At 32.9% G+C, this 17,035-nt stretch carries 15 protein-coding genes, 1 other RNA gene and 2 pseudogenes; 5 read left to right on the top strand and 13 right to left on the bottom strand.

Features of this window, described 5'->3' with window-relative positions:
* Window positions 1-15: 15 nt before the first annotated feature.
* Genes creD through AACZ92_RS06495 form a run of 4 tightly spaced genes read left to right on the top strand, consistent with a single transcriptional unit; the run spans window position 16 to window position 5,801 of the window.
* Entirely contained in the window at window positions 16-1,362 is a 1,347-nt protein-coding gene (gene creD, locus AACZ92_RS06510) for a cell envelope integrity protein CreD (RefSeq protein ID WP_339698646.1), read from the top strand.
* A 56-nt stretch (window positions 1,363-1,418) separates the two neighbouring features.
* Window positions 1,419-1,811 (top strand): DUF2809 domain-containing protein, encoded by a 393-nt coding sequence (locus AACZ92_RS06505; RefSeq protein ID WP_339698643.1) that lies wholly within the window; start codon window positions 1,419-1,421, stop codon window positions 1,809-1,811.
* 46 nt (window positions 1,812-1,857) lie between these two features.
* Window positions 1,858-3,828 carry a hypothetical protein gene (locus tag AACZ92_RS06500; RefSeq protein WP_339698640.1) on the top strand — a complete coding sequence of 657 codons (1,971 nt, stop codon included), beginning with the start codon at window positions 1,858-1,860 and terminating at the stop codon, window positions 3,826-3,828.
* 5 nt (window positions 3,829-3,833) lie between these two features.
* On the top strand, window positions 3,834-5,801 hold the full coding sequence (locus tag AACZ92_RS06495; protein ID WP_339698637.1) for a transglutaminase-like domain-containing protein: 1,968 nt from the start codon (window positions 3,834-3,836) through the stop codon (window positions 5,799-5,801).
* On the opposite strand, the gene AACZ92_RS06490 is transcribed toward AACZ92_RS06495, so the two are convergent.
* Window positions 5,798-7,006 carry an NAD(P)-dependent oxidoreductase gene (locus AACZ92_RS06490; RefSeq protein ID WP_339698778.1) on the bottom strand — a complete coding sequence of 403 codons (1,209 nt, stop codon included), beginning with the start codon at window positions 7,004-7,006 and terminating at the stop codon, window positions 5,798-5,800. The genes AACZ92_RS06495 and AACZ92_RS06490 overlap by 4 nt on opposite strands.
* 154 nt (window positions 7,007-7,160) lie before the next feature.
* Between AACZ92_RS06490 and ssrA the strand changes: the two genes are divergently transcribed.
* Window positions 7,161-7,560: a transfer-messenger RNA gene (gene ssrA, locus AACZ92_RS06485) on the top strand.
* A gap of 336 nt (window positions 7,561-7,896) precedes the next feature.
* Here the strand turns inward: ssrA and AACZ92_RS06480 are convergent.
* The 12 genes and pseudogenes from AACZ92_RS06480 to AACZ92_RS06425 all read right to left on the bottom strand — a co-directional run.
* Window positions 7,897-8,118, bottom strand: a pseudogene (locus AACZ92_RS06480) (IS3 family transposase); the annotation flags it as partial.
* 5 nt (window positions 8,119-8,123) lie between these two features.
* The gene (locus tag AACZ92_RS06475) at window positions 8,124-8,756 is read right to left on the bottom strand and encodes a response regulator transcription factor (RefSeq protein ID WP_339698634.1); all 633 of its coding nucleotides are present in this window, start codon (window positions 8,754-8,756) and stop codon (window positions 8,124-8,126) included.
* Window positions 8,753-10,843 carry a tetratricopeptide repeat protein gene (locus AACZ92_RS06470; RefSeq protein ID WP_339698631.1) on the bottom strand — a complete coding sequence of 697 codons (2,091 nt, stop codon included), beginning with the start codon at window positions 10,841-10,843 and terminating at the stop codon, window positions 8,753-8,755. The genes AACZ92_RS06475 and AACZ92_RS06470 overlap by 4 nt, the downstream gene beginning before the upstream one ends.
* Window positions 10,844-10,954: 111 nt before the next feature.
* Complete coding sequence (locus AACZ92_RS06465; protein ID WP_339698628.1) at window positions 10,955-11,527, bottom strand: hypothetical protein; 573 nt, start codon at window positions 11,525-11,527, stop codon at window positions 10,955-10,957.
* Between the two features lie 57 nt (window positions 11,528-11,584).
* Window positions 11,585-12,910, bottom strand: coding sequence for a hypothetical protein (locus tag AACZ92_RS06460; protein WP_339698626.1), 1,326 nt, complete (start codon window positions 12,908-12,910; stop codon window positions 11,585-11,587).
* 18 nt (window positions 12,911-12,928) lie between these two features.
* A complete protein-coding gene (locus AACZ92_RS06455; RefSeq protein ID WP_339698624.1) occupies window positions 12,929-13,492 on the bottom strand; it encodes a hypothetical protein in 564 nt (187 codons plus the stop codon).
* 59 nt (window positions 13,493-13,551) lie between these two features.
* Window positions 13,552-14,664 (bottom strand): hypothetical protein, encoded by a 1,113-nt coding sequence (locus tag AACZ92_RS06450; RefSeq protein WP_339698622.1) that lies wholly within the window; start codon window positions 14,662-14,664, stop codon window positions 13,552-13,554.
* A 179-nt stretch (window positions 14,665-14,843) separates the two neighbouring features.
* Window positions 14,844-15,092, bottom strand: coding sequence for a hypothetical protein (locus AACZ92_RS06445; protein WP_339698619.1), 249 nt, complete (start codon window positions 15,090-15,092; stop codon window positions 14,844-14,846).
* A 3-nt stretch (window positions 15,093-15,095) separates the two neighbouring features.
* Complete coding sequence (locus AACZ92_RS06440; RefSeq protein WP_339698616.1) at window positions 15,096-15,887, bottom strand: hypothetical protein; 792 nt, start codon at window positions 15,885-15,887, stop codon at window positions 15,096-15,098.
* Window positions 15,877-16,284, bottom strand: a complete 408-nt coding sequence (locus tag AACZ92_RS06435) for a hypothetical protein (RefSeq protein ID WP_339698613.1) — start codon at window positions 16,282-16,284, stop codon at window positions 15,877-15,879. The genes AACZ92_RS06440 and AACZ92_RS06435 overlap by 11 nt, the downstream gene beginning before the upstream one ends.
* On the bottom strand, window positions 16,271-16,579 hold the full coding sequence (locus AACZ92_RS06430; RefSeq protein WP_339698606.1) for a hypothetical protein: 309 nt from the start codon (window positions 16,577-16,579) through the stop codon (window positions 16,271-16,273). The genes AACZ92_RS06435 and AACZ92_RS06430 overlap by 14 nt, the downstream gene beginning before the upstream one ends.
* Window positions 16,580-16,679: 100 nt before the next feature.
* A pseudogene (locus AACZ92_RS06425) lies at window positions 16,680-17,035 on the bottom strand (hypothetical protein); the annotation flags it as partial.

Genomic DNA, 17,035 nt, shown 5'->3' with positions numbered 1-17,035 from the left:
CTTTAAATTTATACTATGGAACAGAACAAAAACAAATTTAGTAATTGGATTCGCAATTCCATCACGGCCCGTATGTTAGTGGTTGGAGTTTTACTTTTGGTCTTACTAATACCCTTATCATTTGTAAAGGATTTAATAACAGAGCGGTCCTACAGACAAAAGGAAGTCGTTAACGAAATAAACAGCAAATGGGGAAACGAGGTTATACTTTCTGGTCCTATTTTAAAAATACCTTACACTATTGAAAAAGAAGAAAAATCATATAACAAAAAAACTGAATCTTATTTTACGACCACTAAAGAGCTATCAAAATTCGCTTATTTCTTTCCTGAAAAGCTCCATATTGACTCAAAAGTTGAAACAAAACCCTTAAATAGAAGTATCTATAAATCGGTGGTATATAACTCAGATATTCAAGTTTCTGGTGAGTTTCCTATAATAGACTTCTCTTCGGAAGCTGTTAAACCAAAATCAATAAATTGGAAAAAGGCTTCTATCATACTACAAACTTCAAATTTAAAAGGAATTCGCAATACCATAGAAGTACAATTAGGAAACCAAAAACTGAATATGAATCCAAAGTACGATACGAGTAGTTTGAACACCATACAAAGTGGTGCTATTCCACACATAGCAGAAAATATGTTATCCCCTACTCCTTTTTCCTTTACTATAAACGTGAATGGTAGCGAGAGTTTACAGTTTATCCCTATAGGTAAAGAAACTTCCGCAACAATGACATCTAATTGGCACTCCCCCAGTTTTAACGGTTTATTTTTACCAGAAGACGGCTCACGAAAAATTACTCCCAGTGGTTTTAGCGCCTCTTGGAAAGTATTACAAATAAATCGTCAGTTTGAACAGGCGTTTTTTGGATATTTACCCGATTTACAAGAGTTCTCCTTTGGAACCAAACTCATTATCCCAGTCGATGAATATCAAAAAAGTGAACGTACTGCTAAATATGGTTTTTTAGTAATTGGTCTTACGCTATTGGTATTTTTAATGATTCAATTGGTTTCAAAAATCTATATTCACCCCTTTCAATATGTTATGGTAGGGCTAGCACTGGTCATGTTTTACACCTTGTTGATTTCAATTTCTGAACACAGTACTTTCTTAAAAGCATACCTTATTGCAGCAGCTTCGGTATTGATCCTTATTGGTGCATATTCAAGAGCTATTTTAAAGGGATACAAATTTCCGTTGCTTATTTCTGTTTCACTTGCTTCATTATATGGGTTTATCTATATAATTATTCAATTGGAAAGCTATGCACTTTTAGTAGGCAGCATCGGTCTTTTTGCAATTCTTGCTATAATTATGTTTGCTTCCCGTAAAATTGATTGGGGGAATAACTGATAAACAATCACGGACATACTCTATAAAGATATGTCCGTGATTTAATAATACCAATTATGAAACTACGGTTTAATAAAACATATTTTATCCTTTTTGCTCTATTATTACTTATAGAAACACTAATTGCTTTATTTGGTTCAAATACAATTATTAGAGGGTTTGTAGGAGATGTGCTTGTGGTAATCTTACTGTTCGCCTTTATAAAAACCCTCTTTAATATCACATCAAAAAAAGTATTGATAGCCATTTTGTTATTTGCTTTTGGTGTTGAGTTTCTTCAATATTTTGAAATCACAAAACGGCTGCACATACAATCAAAATTCATCAAAATAATTATGGGGACTACCTTTGACTTTACCGATTTTGCTGCCTATTTTTTAGGGTTTCTAGCTAGCGGGTTCCTTGACAAGCTATTTCAGAAAAAAAAGTCCAAAACTTTTAAAAATTAATTTTTCATGTATTTTGCAAAACAGCTAACTACCAAAAATAAGGAGCATGTATTCTAAGTTTATTGTCGCATTTTTATGCATCATCTTCGCTAATAGTTTTAAATTACAAGCACAACAACGTAAAACAGCAGAATTTGGGAAACCAACCCAATCAGAATTTTTACTTTTTAAATACCATAAAGATCCTACTGCAAACGGGGTTGTTCTTTTTGAAAGTGGGAAAAATTATGTAGAAATCGTTGACAATAATATCCTGCTAATAAAAGAAGTACACCGAAAAATAAAGGTATTTGATGCTAAAAACTTTAAACACGGTACTGTAGAGATCCCTTTTTATCACGATGGCGATATCACAGAAAAGATTGCAAAACTTAAAGCTATTACACATAATGACCAAGTTAAAACCTATGTAGCCGCCGATGCTTTTTATACAACAGATGAAACTCAAAATTGGTCACTCAAAAAATTTGCATTCCCAAACGTTAAAGATGGAAGTATTTTAGAGTATACCTATAGAATAGAATCTCCTTATTTTTCAAATTTTGATGGTTGGGATTTTCAAGGTCCTTTACCTAAAATGTATAGTGAATTTGAGTCTAAAATACCAGGTAACTTTACTTATAACCGAACATTATATGGAAGTTTAAAACTAGATATTAACGAAGCCGAAGTAAAAAAGCACTGTTTTAACGTTCCTGGCTTTGAAGTAGCTGCAGCTTGTGAAGTTGCAACTTACGCCATATTTAATATTCCGGCATTTAAAGAAGAGAAATATATGCTGGCTACAAAAAACTACATAGCACGTTTAGATTTTGAACTCATGAAATATACTGATTTGTCTGGTATTATAGAACGGTTTACAAAAAGCTGGGACGATGTAGATAAGCAATTTCGCTATGACAAAGATTTTGGTAGGCAACTTAAATACGGCAACTATTTTGAAGATAAACTCCCTCGATCCATTTTATCCATTACCGATGAAATGGAAAAGGCTAAAGCAGTGTATTACTTTATTCAAAATCACTTTAACTGGAACGGTAACTACCGTGTTCGTTCAGATATTCGAGTAAAAGATGCTTTTGAAAAAAAATCGGCGAATAATTCTGAAATTAACATAGCACTCCTAAACGCTCTGGAAGCTGCTGGCCTACAAGGAAGCTTAGTATTATTGTCAACTCGGGAAAACGGACTTCCAACAACAGATTATCCAGTAATGACTGACTTTAATTTCACCATTGTGAAACTCAATATAGACGATACTAACTATTTACTAGATGCCACGAATAAAAATACTCCTTTTGGATTGTTACCATATCGAGATTTAAATGTTCAAGGAAGGGTTATGACTTTTAAAAAGGGCAGTTATTGGCAACCCATTGTTCCTTATGCAAAAAATGTGCATTATATAAACACTAAACTCACCGCTAAGGAAGGTGGGGTTTTTACCGGCATTGTTAATGAAATTAATACGGGCTATATGGGTTGGAATAAAAGAGAAGCTTTGGAAGATCTTTCAAAAGAAGAATTTCTTAAAAAGAAACAAACAGTACTTCCGCTGCTTGAAATCTCAGATTATACTATTGAAAATCAAAACAATATTGAAGAACCTTTCAAAGAAAGTTATTCCACAAAATTGGAGAAAGGAAATAGCGATAAAATAGTACTTAACCCATTCTATATGGATACATATTTTACTAAAAATCCATTTAATCTCGAAGAGCGAAACTATCCAATCGATTTTGGTTTTCCATTGACCAATACCTATTTAATATCTATAGATTTAAGCAATTTGTATACTGTTGAAAAACTGCCAACTAATACGGCTTTAAACTTGCCAAACGGAGACGGTGCGGTTTCCATTGTTTACAATGAAGCAGGTGGGAAAGTAAATATACGTTTAAGCTTAAAACTAAATAACCACTCCTTCCCCGCCGAAGCATATAAAGGATTAAAAGAATTTTTCACCCAAGTCGTGACCATTCAAAACCAACAACCTATTGTATTGAAAAAGAAATAAAAAATATGTACAAAAAAAATTGCCTCAGTATTCTTTTACTTTTATTAAACATGTTAGTGCTTTCTGCACAAGAACGTGAAACAGCCGAATTTGGAGAGCCAACAGATAAAGAACTTCAAATGACCTCCTTCCCAGAAGATATAGAAGCGGCTGCTGTGATTTTGTTTGAGCAAGGAAAGTATTTTTTTAAGCAAGTCAATAACCGATACATTAGACTTTATAAAGAAGTTCATAGAAAAATAAAAGTAATAGATGCAAAAAAGTTTGATGGTGCTACTATTGAGATTCCTTTACTTATTGGCAAAAAGGACGAAGAAAAACTATCTGAATTAAAAGCCATTACTCACAATGATAAGTTGAAAAAATATGTATCTACCAATGATGTTTTTAACATAAATCAATCTAAAGATATTAAACTTACGCGTTTTACTTTTCCAGATATTAAAGATGGTAGTATTTTAGAATATAAATACGTAATTGAATCCCCTTTCTTTTTTAATCTTAATGGGTGGGAATTTCAACACAATATACCAACGTTATACAGTGAATTTCTTAACGAAATACCTGGAAATTTTAAATATAATCGGGTTTTAAAAGGTGGCAGAAAATTAGATATCGACGAAGCAAGTATCAAAAAAAATTGTTTTTACATTGAGGGATACACCCCTGCCGACTGTGAGTCTACCATATATGTTATGAAAAATATTCCTGCTTTTAAAAATGAAAGCTATATGTTGGCTAAGAGCAATTATTTGGCCAGTGTTGAATATGAATTAAAAGAGTTTCTTGACTATAGTGGCTTAAACAATAAATTTACAAAAACCTGGGAAGATGTAGACGATGAGTTTAAGACAGATAAAGATATTGGTCGCCAACTGAACAATAATAATTTCTTAAAAAGAAACTTACCTGAAAACATCTTAAATATTTCTGATGAATTAAATAAAGCTAAAGCTATTTACACATTCATTCAAGGACATTTTAAATGGAACGAAAAACAACGCCTTTTTAATGATGTTCGAGTACGGGATGCTTTTGAAAGCAAAGTAGGAAATACTTCCGAAATTAATTTAGCGCTCATAAACGCCCTTCAAGCTGCAGACCTAGACGCAAAATTAGTACTCATTTCAACAAGGGAGAATGGGCTACCCACCTTTACGTATCCAGTATTAACAGATTTTAATCATGCTATTGTTCTACTAACTGTTAATGATGAAAAAATACTTTTAGACGCGGTTGAACAAGAGACACCTTTTGGCATCATACCTTTTCAGGATTTAAATGGAAAAGGACGGGTTATGGATTTTAAAAACGGAAGCTATTGGTACCCATTAACCCCTCATAAAAAAAATATGTATTATATAAACGCCCAACTAAAAGCTTCAGAAGAAGGACTTTTTACTGGAAAAATTAATGAAATACAAACTGGTTATGTAGCAATTAAGGAAAGAAAGCATATAAAAAATTCTAACTATCGAGACTACATCAACCAAAAAGAGAAAAATGCTTCTATTAAAATAAGTAATCTTACCATAGAAAATAAAACCAATCTAGAAAAACCACTAAAAATAGATTACGATATTGCTTTAGAAACTGAATTAATAGGAGACAAGGTATATATAAATCCTTATTTTTTTAATACTTATTTTTCAGAAAATCCTTTCAAATCTGACGAAAGAAATTTCCCTATCAACTTTGGATATCCCATTACAACAACTTATTTAATGTCAATAGATTTAGAAGACAAATACACAGTGGAACAGCTTCCTGAAAATAAAACCTTAAATCTTTTTGACAATATTGGCCAATGTACTGTTATATACACCGAAAATAATGGGAAAATTAATATTCGCTTTAGTTTTCAGCTAACCGAATCTAATTTTATTGCTGATGTATATCCGGGAATCAAACAGTTCTTCACCGCGATGATCGATTTTCAAAAACAAGATCCTATACTCCTGAAGAAAGTTTAATCTTTCCCATCTATATAATCTTGTAAATAGCTGAAGTTTTCGGCTAACTTTCCATCATTGGTAGTCATTTTAGCACGAGCTAAAATTCCATCTTTATCATTATTGAAAAAGGCAGGAATAACACTTTTTAAAAACATCTCTCCAAAACCTTCACTTGCATTTTTTGGCAACTCGCAGGGCAAATTATCTACGGCCATCACAGTAATCGAACCGGGAATATCGTAAAAGGTTTCCTTTTCTGTAATTGGGTCATACCCATAAAACGGATCTTTAATGGTCGAAGGTCGTATGGTGCTAGCTACAGGACCATCGATATCACAAGATACATCTGCAACTAAATTAATATTAAAGTGTGGGTGGCGAACATCTTCCCTTGTATATAGATAAGGAGCGCCTTCTCCATGAAAATGACCAGCTATAAAGAAGTCGCTTACTGTAGCAAACCGCATAAAGTCACTTTCATAACCAGAAGGGTCATTGTAAAACTCATGTTTATCACCAGGTAGTCCATCTATACGCTTATTATAATCTAGCACATCAATCATACAGTACACCGGCTCGTCAAAATCTTTGGTAAGGTAATCGGTAACGGTTACTTTTTTTATTTCTAAATAATCTAAAATTTCTTTAGCACCATAAGCCACTTTTCCACTTCCGGTGAGTACTATTTTAATGGTTGGGACTTCTATTTTATCCAATTCATTTTTTACAGCATCCAAATCTGGTAAGACATCCACTTTCTCTAGGTTGAAAAGCTTATCTCGAAGACCCAAGGCCCTAAATCCATTGTAGGCACCTACTAAACCGGCATAACGTCCAAAACCAATCAAGCGACTTCCATTTTCTTTAGTAATGGTCTCGTGATCGTATAATTCTATTTTATTCTGAAGAATGGCTTGCAACAACTCTCGGTTATAGGGTTGTTTTTTTATGGTGTGGCTGAAGAAAAAATATTTTTTATTAGGTATTAATGCCTCTACTGGCACTTCTTTTACACCTAATAGCACTTCAGCTTCTGAAATATCTTCTTGTACTTCAATATCTGCTTTTCTATATGCTTCATCTTTAAAAATTCGAATATCTGATGTTTCAGAAATAATTCGGGCATCTGGATACTCTTTTATGACTTCTTGACACATTTCTGGTGAAAAAACGACACGACGGTCGGGTGGATTTTTACGTTCTTTGATAAGTGCAAAGGTTATTGCCATATGGAATGCTTTTTGTATAATTATAAATGTCTTTTCATTTTTGAACAGACAGCTTCAAAGATATGGATTTTCATGTATCTTTGTTAGTTCGTAGCTAGTAGAATGTGATTGTAAATTACTACATACTGGCAACAGTTTACTACAAAAAGGGGCCGACTGGTTTTGACAGCGGGTCTTATTGTATTGTAAGCATGCCGAGCGCCGGGACACAGCTCGTAAATATCATGTTTCAAACTTTTTTAAACGGCGAGAATAACTACGCCCTAGCAGCATAATCTGAATTATAGTAGGATATGCCTCGGCCCGTAAGACGGGCATGCAGGAAGTCACTCAAAGGCCTTGGTTTACGGCGTTTGACTTAGTGGCTTCGTAAAAGTAAACCTAGCTTGTGTAGGGCTTTGATGCACTTGCGAAACTTAAGCGAAGATAAGGGGTACGTTGGTAGTTTTCGACCGGCAATCCCACGAAAATTCAAATGGAAACTAAGCATGTAGAAGGCAGTATAATTGCGCGTTTGGACGAGGGTTCGAATCCCTCCGGCTCCACTTTTTGACTACCAAGTCATTCCAAAAACCCTGTACGTCTATGATTTACAGGGTTTTTCATTTTTACTGATGTCATTTAATGGCAAATAATACCCTATAAAAAGTCACCTAAAATGAACACTTCCTTCACACAGCTATTTTTCTTGAAATCCAGAAAAACCGATAAAGGCCTGAAAGTCCCGATATACTTGCGTTTAACTGTAAATGGCAAGCGAGCCGGACTAAGCATTTCACGCAAAGTTGACCCTGAAAGATGGGATGCTCGGACGAACAAAATGCGTGGAACAAGTGCCCAAACACGAGAATTATATCTCTGGACTTGCAATAAAAAAGTGGACAAATAGATAACTCAGCTTCTAACCTAAGCCAGTAATTGTGTTTATATACCCCTTCTACCTTTAAGCTTTTAAAGAAACTTTCAGCTACTGCATTTTCCCAGCAGTTTACTTTGCTGCTCATAGATTGTTGTATAAGTCCCTTATAGATTTTTAAGATATTGGTAAATTTATAACTAGCATAGTAAATTCCTCTATCAGAATTAAATATAAGTTCTTCAGTAATAATATTTATACCAAGCCTAGGTAAATCGCATGCTTAGTTAAACCTGCTAGATTTTTAGCGTCCAATTTTAATAACAGGTTTTTTCGGTAAGTTTCAACAGTATGCCTACTTATAAAGAGTTGCTTTGCTATTTCATTAGTTGTGTTTTCAAGAGCAATTAATTTAAGTACTTCTAATTCCCGATCGCTAAGAGGAGCATCTTTTATTTTTTGACTTTGAAACAAACTTTCATTATATGATTGTTTAATCATTTCAGAAAAATATACAGATCCTCCTAAAATTGTTTTTACAGCTTCTAAGAGTACAGTTTTTGAAGCATTTTTTTGAATATATCCATCTACATTAATTTGTTTCAATTTATGGTACATAGAAGGGTTATTATGCATACTTACAATTAGCATTTTAGTATCCGGTTTTTTATTCTTGACGTATGCACTCAATTCTACTCCACTTATATCTGGCATACTAATATCTGACACAATTAAATCAACAGGATTATGATTCTCTAAGTAAGCTATTACAGTTTTAGCATTATCAGTTTTTAGTACTATTTCAATGGAGGGTATTTCTTCTAAAATATTGAGAAGTCCATCTAAAAACATTTTATGATCATCAACAAGAATTATTTTATGCTTCATAATTCATATTTATAAGGTATGGTTATATCGATTAAGGTTCCTCTACCTAAAACAGTATCGATATTTAATGTTCCATTTATTTTTTTCACTCTTTTTTCAATATTAATTAAACCAACTCCTTTTAAAGAATTTTCTTTTTCAAAACCTCCACCATTATCTTCAAAAAGAAGATTGATAAAATTACTTGAAGCACTCACATTTACATCTATAACGGTGGCATTTGCATGTTTAATTGTATTATTAATTAATTCTTGTAATATCTTATATAATGTAGTTTGAATTTTAATATCAGATTGGTTAATAAGATGTTCATTAAAGGGTATGAAGTTAATATTTAAATCACTTGAGGCAGATAAACTTTTTAGATAGTCATCCGCTAAATCAGTAAATAAATTTTCTTTAATCTTTTTTGATAATAAGTCGTGTGATAAATGGCGTACCTGTTCATAAGTTTCATCTAAGTGGGTTAGGACCGTTTGTAACTTAGGGGTATCTAATTTGAAATTTTCTAATTGTAACTTTATAGCAGCCAAGTTTCCTCCAATAAAATCGTGTAATTCTTGGGCAATACGTTCTCTTTCTAACTCCTGTCCTTTTATGGATGCCTTAATTGTATTAAGCTGCTGATCTTTCACTAGTTCGGTTATCTGTTGCTGATTTAATTCTTTCTGTTTTTTAGACAATTCACGTTCGGCATGCAGTTTTTGATAATATACAAACAGCAATCCACTAAGAGGAATTAACAATACAAAAAAACCAATTAGGTAAGCATTTTTTATAAGTTTGGACTGTTCTGCTTCTGCCTTTGTTACTTCTTGGCTTTTCTTTAATAATGCAATTTTATTCTCACTTTTGGTCGTGTTTTGCTGCAGTTGTAAAATAGTATTTTCCTGCCGTGCCCCTTCCAATTCTTTTTCTAATGTCAGGTTTTTTAAAGCTTCTTCTTGCCTAAAAAGCTCTAATTCATTTTTCTTTTTTTGAAGCGTAAGGAATTCGATTTCTTGTTGTTGCTTTTCTGATTCATAGGCTATTTTAAGTTCTTCAAACTGTTTGTTTTTTTCAGCACTGAAAATACTATCTTTTAGCTGAGCTTCTTTTTTTAAATGAACAATACTTTTTTCATAGGAACCCATGTTCTCATAAACCGAAGCAAAAATAGCGTTCAGATGCATTTGGAGCATTTTGGAAGAGGATTCACCCAACATAGTTTCAGCATCTTTTAAATAAGGCAATGCTTTAAAGTGTTGCCCGGTTTTAGCATAAGAAAGTGCTAAATTCAACAAAGAAGAAACCTCTGTTTGTTTTGTGCCTAACTGCTCCGATAAAGTATTGGCCTGCTCGTAAAACCGTATCGCCTGGATGTACTCCTTTTCTTCAAAATGTATGGTGGCCAACCCCAAATAAACATAACTCAACGCATTATTGTTATTGGTTTTAATCGCTAATTCTTTCGCAGCCGCATATTGTTTTTCGGCCTCTATATACCTATTGGTTTTTACATAAACTTCGCCTAAGTTCAAGTATTTACCCAATCGTAACGACTCATTTAAATATTGATCTGTTGCAAGGTTAAGATAGCGTTCTGCCTCTGTGTATTCTTCTTTTTCTAATAAGAGAACCGCTATTTGATGCAACACAATAGCCTTACTCGCTTTGTTGTGCTTTTCGGCATAACGAAGGGCTTTTTGATAAAATTCCATTGACTTTACTGGTTCTCCCTTGCTTTTATAAATATCGCCCAAGACCCTATAATTATTGGCATGGAATTTATTTTTTAAACCTGGGCCAAATGTATTTATAAGCGGAATATTTTTTTGTAAACTCAGTGCTGCCAACGACAGTTTCCCTTGTGAGTTTAAAGCAACCCCTTTCGCAAAATTTATTTGGATTTCTATGGACTTAGAGGGCGAATAGAGTAAAGCCGAATCTAAGAGTTTAATCCCTTTTTCATATTGTTGGTCCGTATCGATTAATGAAATTCCTTTCTTAAATAAAGAGGTTGCTTTTGTTGCAGTTTGCGCTTTGGATACCTGCACAGCTAGCAATAAAAATAATATAAAACTGGTATTTGTTTTAAGTCGTTTCAAAAGAAAAAATCGAAGATATTGCTTTTATTTAAAACTGAAAAAAATCTGTTTGATAGGTTTTACAAGACCAAACATATTCTTATCAGCCCTGCTTACTTTATAATTTCCTTATCAAGAACCCACTTCGGCCTCCATTTTTTCTAAAATGTTCAAAATTTTCAAATTATCTTGATATCCAAGTTCTCCATAAAATAATTTCCCTTCAGTACTATCGTTGGGAAGGTGCTGAATGGTTTTATAATCTATGCGCTTAAACTTTCTGTATTGAGTTTTATGGTTTTCTATGGGAGCTATGGTAATAATACAATCCTTTTCCTCCCATTTTACGGGAATCGCAAGTGAGCCCCGTTTTAAAACCTCTCCTTTATTATTTTTTTGATCCAATAAAACTGTCACCTTTTTTATGCCCCCGACATTGTAGGTATAGATGCTAAACGTAATTTGTTTTTCTGCTTCCCTTATTTGTTGTTTTAAGACATTTTGTTCTTGAATTTGAAGGCGATATTCCCTGTATTCTTCATCGGTCATATCATCATACTTAATATCCCGTATATTCCCTTCTTCGTCATACTGCGTCGTCGTTATTGTTGATTTATCTGAAGCTTCAGCCGAATTGGATTTGTCCATTTCTTGACAAGAAGCAATAAATACAAGTAACAGTAGTAAGTAGTTGTTTTGTTTCATCGATATTGGTTTAGTAAGTTAAAACAAAACTATACTTATCAAGCAAACCATATATCCCTATATACAGGGAAATTCTATTATAGATTCTGACTTGATTAGGGTATATATTTCAGTAAATAACGTAACGGCCCAAAAATAGCGCTCATTTTGTTGTGTCAAGATTAATTCATAGTCACCATCATCGGGACTAAAAAAAGCATGATATCCCTTTTTATAAGCACGATAATAAAAATAATCGCTCCCCACCTGAATCGCCAGCATAGGATAAAGCTCTTTTTCAGGGTTTGTATGTGCTACGTGACGAACGTGGTGTTGAATGGGTTTACTAGGGTGTTTAAAAACTGTTTCGTAATCAGTTTCAGAAAATCTAGGGCTATTTACTAATTGCCATAACTCTTTATAATTTATTTGAGGTTTATAGTACTCAAAATTCTCAAGGCCTTTTAAGGTTCTCTCCCATAAAATATACATAGGATGTTTTTCTGGTATGGTGTAGGTTTCTGTAGTCCCTTTTGTTAAAAAATAGGGCTGTTCTGTTTTTTCTGAAATTTCATCTTTTAACGATGTATAAAACACCAACAATTCATCTGGGTCTTTAGACGACCATACCAATGACAACTCTTTGGCTTTGTTGTTAATAAAGATAGAGTACGTTTTTGCTTTTCTTTTATTTAATATTTTTTCTAAAAATGACCTATTTTCACCTTCATCTTTTAAAAGTTCAACCGACTCTTCCAAGGTGTTCCAAGTTGAAAAAAGAGTATCACTTGATAATAAAGGGGTTTCTAAAATCCTGAAAAAAAGATCGAAGGTTATTTTTCTATCTTTAAAAAGTACAGGTGTTTCTGGAACTTGTTTGTCGTATATGATAGATAAAACCTCGAAAGAGTCTTTAAAAACAATACTGGTATCATAAATATAATCCGATACTTTGAAGTAATCAAAATGTAAACAGATTTTTTGAAGTTTTTTGGCAGTCTCAATCGGTAATGGTAAAAATATAAGCTCACAGCCAGAAGTGTGAATAAGAAGTGTTTTTTGATTGTACTTTTTAAATTGGTCATCTAAAATTAAGTAAAGATCGTCAAGTTCTTCATCTTCACAAGTACCCTCATCACAATCAATAGGCTCATCTAAAAAAAATATGGATATGGAAGATACGTCGTATATATCAAGTGAAAAATCGTTGACATAAGCAAGGTTCAGGTTTTTTAACAGTTCAATTACCGCATAAGTAAAGTTATCTGTTTTTTCTGATTCAGATTTTTCCGTATCTGTAAGCAAATAATACAGCTGCATCGCTATTGTTGGTTGATAGTGTTCCCGAAACAATAACTTGCTTATTTCATCGACTATTGGAAACAGGTTGGTTAGTGATTTCATAATTTCTAGTTTAACAACTTATCTGTATAAGTTGTACCAATTACCATCATAGTTTTTGTAAAAATGCTCTTTACTGGTAAAATGGATTGGCACATTGTCTAAGCTTATATAATCAAACTCATCATAGGGTTTTATACATCTGTAATAATCTTCTATAATTTGTTTTTTTATGGCATTGTTGCGACTATCGTTTTGTTGCCAGATGGTATAGAACAATACATATCCATTATGTATTTTCCATACTATTTTATACTTGCATTCTATGCTTTGAATATCCCCAACAGTCATTTTTTGATTGGCTTCTGAAATAGCAAACGGAGCAAAGCTGCTAAAAGTAACAAAGAGACTTTTATGACCCTTAGGCAGGTACATGGAAGAAAACGTATTGCTAATCTGTGCTGCATATTCTTTATTGTACAAGCTATCGGTAATACCGAAACTTTCAAAAAACCGGATTTCTTTCTCATATTCAAAAATTATCTCTAACCGAATGGCATCGGGTAGTTCAAAAGTCATTATATGCAACGGTTTAAACCCAAATGTTTCATATATCCAAGTTGTAAAAGGAAGGTATTTTTTCATTCAAGCGGAGGGTTCCATTTTTTACTTGTTTAGCTACTTTATATTCCTCGTCAGTAGTACTAATCATTACCAACATTTATATTTTTAATACTTGTGAAGAACTTTGAATAAAAGTAAGCCATGGCTTCATTCTGCGGAAAGACATATATTAAAACCTGTTCTCCCCTTTTATTGGTGTATAAACTAAGGGAAACATAAACATAATCACTCGGTGCCGATAAATAAATGGGGCTTAAAGCTATAACTACGTTTTTTTTATCTTTCTTTACTAGTAGTGTGCCGTAGTCTCTGGCTGTATAATAATCAATAATTTCAGCCTCTTTTGAAAGCAATCGGCTTATCTCTTTATCAGAGCTTGTTGTATTAAAAATTGTTAGCAAAGGGCTTTTTTCTTGAACCTTGATCATTCCTATATAAGGAACTATATCCTCATAAGGTCTTTCAATATCGCAATCTAAAGATATCGTATCGGCAACAGTTGCTATTTGGGAGGCAACATTTTTATAGGTTTGAAGTTGATTGCGGGTTAAATCATTTTTAAACGATTTCCAGGATACCGTATCCAATTTTACCTGAGCTCTTTCTTTAAACAAAGTCTTAGCTACCTGCAAATCATATACCCCTTGGGATAATAATGATGGGTTAGTACCGTCTGTATTAAATATATCGTTTCCTTGCATGACATTGGTGCTCTCAAAGATAATGTGAACCCTTTCTTTTGCTATATAACGATAAAATACTGTTTTGTACACCATATATCGATCACGAAAAACGATACTTTCTGCATCTTGATATTCTATGGATTTTATACGAGACGAATGTTTTTTGAAGATTTTGTCCATTGAAAAAGCATCAGCTTGACTATTTTCAATTAAATAGACACTCCCATCAAAACCGTTAAAGGTTGTTAGGTTTGATCCTAATCCAAAAATTTTTGAAGGAGTGGTATTTGTTCTTAACTCTTCTCTAAATCGAGCGTTCACGTTTTCTATAACGTAATGAAAAGGGATGTTTAAACCCAACCCCGTAACATTTTCCTTTTTGGTAACTTTATTCGGAAATCTATGTTTTACTTCTTTATATGTTTTTAATTGTTCTGCGGTAGGAGTGTTCTTTTTACAACCTAAAAAAAGAACAACAAAAAATAAATTAAATAAAAAAAAAACTCTCATAATTATGTTATTCTATATCGAATAAGATATATTCAACCTGTCCAGACTCAAGAACCTCTACTTCCTTTTGAGAAACAATATTATTGTTTACTCTTATATATAATGTGATGGTATAGGGCTGAAAAGACTCCCCTATCATTACAGTAGAATAATCCTGATATTCTAAAACCAGCTTTGTGTCAAAAAGGGATTTTTTGATGAATGTATTCTTTCTTATAGGGCAATACTGTACTACCGTTAGATTTATTTATAATTTCTATATCCTTTCCAATAATAGACGATTTAATTTGAATATTTCTATCCACATCGGTAGCATCTAATTGAAAGACAATATTCATATTTTTAGGGTAATCGTGGCGAGGATCATTATCTTTTGAGCAAGAAGTCAAGAACTGGATGGCGACAAGTATCAATACTATTTTTTTCATATTTTATTTTTTTTGTTGTGCTGGGGCTTCTTCCATTGCTAAAGAAGTAAACTTTTCCTTTTTTTCATCATATTCATAGAGTTGTATTCCTCTTATTTCCCCATTTATATGAATAGGTGTGGTAAGAATATTATCCTCTTTATTATAAATTATCTTAAAATAGGGTTTCGTATCAATTTCTGGGGCAAAGTGAGTGTAATTCGCCTCTAGTTTTTCAGAAAACACCATGCTAGGATTAGTATTAAATTCGCCAGAACTTAAATTGACTACAAAGGCGTGAACATCTTCTGGGCTAGTCCAAAAACCAAAACGGGTACAACTAAATAGATAAGCATCTTCCTTTAGATTGTAAGCAGCATCAAGTTGCATTCTTACCTCACCTTCTAATTTTAATTGTGCTACATAATCTGAAAAAAGAAACAACTGTTCTTTGTTTTTTGAATATTGAACAATCTTTATTTCGGGTAGGTTGAGTGGGTAAGCCATAACTACCCGTACATTTCTATCTTTCGAAACTACCGTTTTAATACTTGGTGTCTTAGTAGTGTAATCTGCTTTTATTTCTATACTATGGGAAGCTTTTGTATGAAGAAAGATACTATCTAAAAGACTTTTAGATTTTCTCACTTGGTGAGAAGTATAGTCTTTTTTATAATGCTTTTTAAGAATTTGTTCTGTAAGTTGTTCCAAATCTCGTTTATTAATTTCATTAGTTTGCGCTTGGGAAATTAAAACAACACACATAACAACAAATGCTAAATATAATTTGTTCATAGACTTTATTTTAAGCTGCAATAGTATTTTGTTGCACTTGTTCTTTTAAAAAAGATAGGGTTTCTTTTGCATCTTGCTCTTCTAAGCCTCCGACAGGGAGTTTCACTTTTTTCCCTTCAGTAAAAAGAAGTGCTACTTTTTTTTTGGAGCTATATTTAAGATCTGTTATCGTTTTATATTTTATGAATCTTTTACTTTGAAATGGAGAAAATTTAAATTCTAGGTGATTTACATCAAAAACCAGCACATCATTTTTTTTATGCCAGTAATATGAAAAAATCAATAGTATTAATGCAGGCACTACAGGAAACAATATGTAGCCTGTAGCTATAAAAAACACCAATAAAATGGCACCTATAACAAGAATGGCTACCATAGAATTTTTTTGTCCTTTTTCTTTGATTTTATAGGTTTTCATTGGTCATTGATTTTTTGTTTATATCGTCCAATATTTTTTTTGCCCCTGTTACCCCAATCAACCCTATTGGCACAAAAACGTAACTTGAGTACATAAAAATCTTGGCCCCTAACTTGGAATTACTGGTAAATTGTAGTAAACAAAAGCCAATACAATTTATAGAGACCGGAATTGAAATAAAAATCGCTAAAAATTTTATAACGTCTTCATCATCGCTTCCTTCAATACCAATAAGAAGTAGTAAAATAAGGTGGATTGCCAAAGCAACATAAATTAATGCGTTTAGTTTTTTCATAGGATATAGGTTTGTGTTATTAGTACAAACCTATGGGGATTAAAGAGAGGGGCATTCCCTGTTTTCAGGGATTTTAATTTTTATTCTACTTGTTTGGTTCTCAAAATTCAATAACCTCAATCCCGAGAGTCTTAAATTGTTCTTTTGTATCCGCTTTGGCATAACAAAGCGTCACTTTTTTTAAGTTAGGAAAGTGTTTAGCATCTTCCGTAGATTCGATATCAAATCCGTCTCCTTCTCCATCATGAAAATGCAACAGGTTAAAATATATATCATTCCCTCCATCTTGGTTAATCTCGGTAACATACTTGGCCAGTGATTTGGGTATGGGCAATTTTTGAAAGTATTGAGTTACCTCTGGGATAAAATCGTAGCCTTCTTCTTCTATATTTATCCTCCGCTCTTGATACCAATCGGCAAATTCAGAAAGATCAAATTTTGGTTTTAGGTACTCTT

The sequence above is a fragment of the uncultured Marixanthomonas sp. genome (assembly GCF_963974425.1).
Taxonomy (GTDB): Bacteria; Bacteroidota; Bacteroidia; order Flavobacteriales; family Flavobacteriaceae; genus Marixanthomonas.
This window is presented reverse-complemented; position numbering and strand designations above follow the sequence as displayed.

Coding starts and splice junctions, on each gene's coding strand:
- creD (WP_339698646.1), top strand. CDS start 16: ATGGAACAGAACAAAAACAAATTTAGTAATTGGATTCGCAATTCCATC.
- AACZ92_RS06505 (WP_339698643.1), top strand. CDS start 1,419: ATGAAACTACGGTTTAATAAAACATATTTTATCCTTTTTGCTCTATTA.
- AACZ92_RS06500 (WP_339698640.1), top strand. CDS start 1,858: ATGTATTCTAAGTTTATTGTCGCATTTTTATGCATCATCTTCGCTAAT.
- AACZ92_RS06495 (WP_339698637.1), top strand. CDS start 3,834: ATGTACAAAAAAAATTGCCTCAGTATTCTTTTACTTTTATTAAACATG.
- AACZ92_RS06475 (WP_339698634.1), bottom strand. CDS start 8,756: ATGAAGCATAAAATAATTCTTGTTGATGATCATAAAATGTTTTTAGAT.
- AACZ92_RS06465 (WP_339698628.1), bottom strand. CDS start 11,527: ATGAAACAAAACAACTACTTACTACTGTTACTTGTATTTATTGCTTCT.
- AACZ92_RS06460 (WP_339698626.1), bottom strand. CDS start 12,910: ATGAAATCACTAACCAACCTGTTTCCAATAGTCGATGAAATAAGCAAG.
- AACZ92_RS06455 (WP_339698624.1), bottom strand. CDS start 13,492: ATGAAAAAATACCTTCCTTTTACAACTTGGATATATGAAACATTTGGG.
- AACZ92_RS06450 (WP_339698622.1), bottom strand. CDS start 14,664: ATGAGAGTTTTTTTTTTATTTAATTTATTTTTTGTTGTTCTTTTTTTA.
- AACZ92_RS06445 (WP_339698619.1), bottom strand. CDS start 15,092: ATGAAAAAAATAGTATTGATACTTGTCGCCATCCAGTTCTTGACTTCT.
- AACZ92_RS06435 (WP_339698613.1), bottom strand. CDS start 16,284: ATGAAAACCTATAAAATCAAAGAAAAAGGACAAAAAAATTCTATGGTA.
- AACZ92_RS06430 (WP_339698606.1), bottom strand. CDS start 16,579: ATGAAAAAACTAAACGCATTAATTTATGTTGCTTTGGCAATCCACCTT.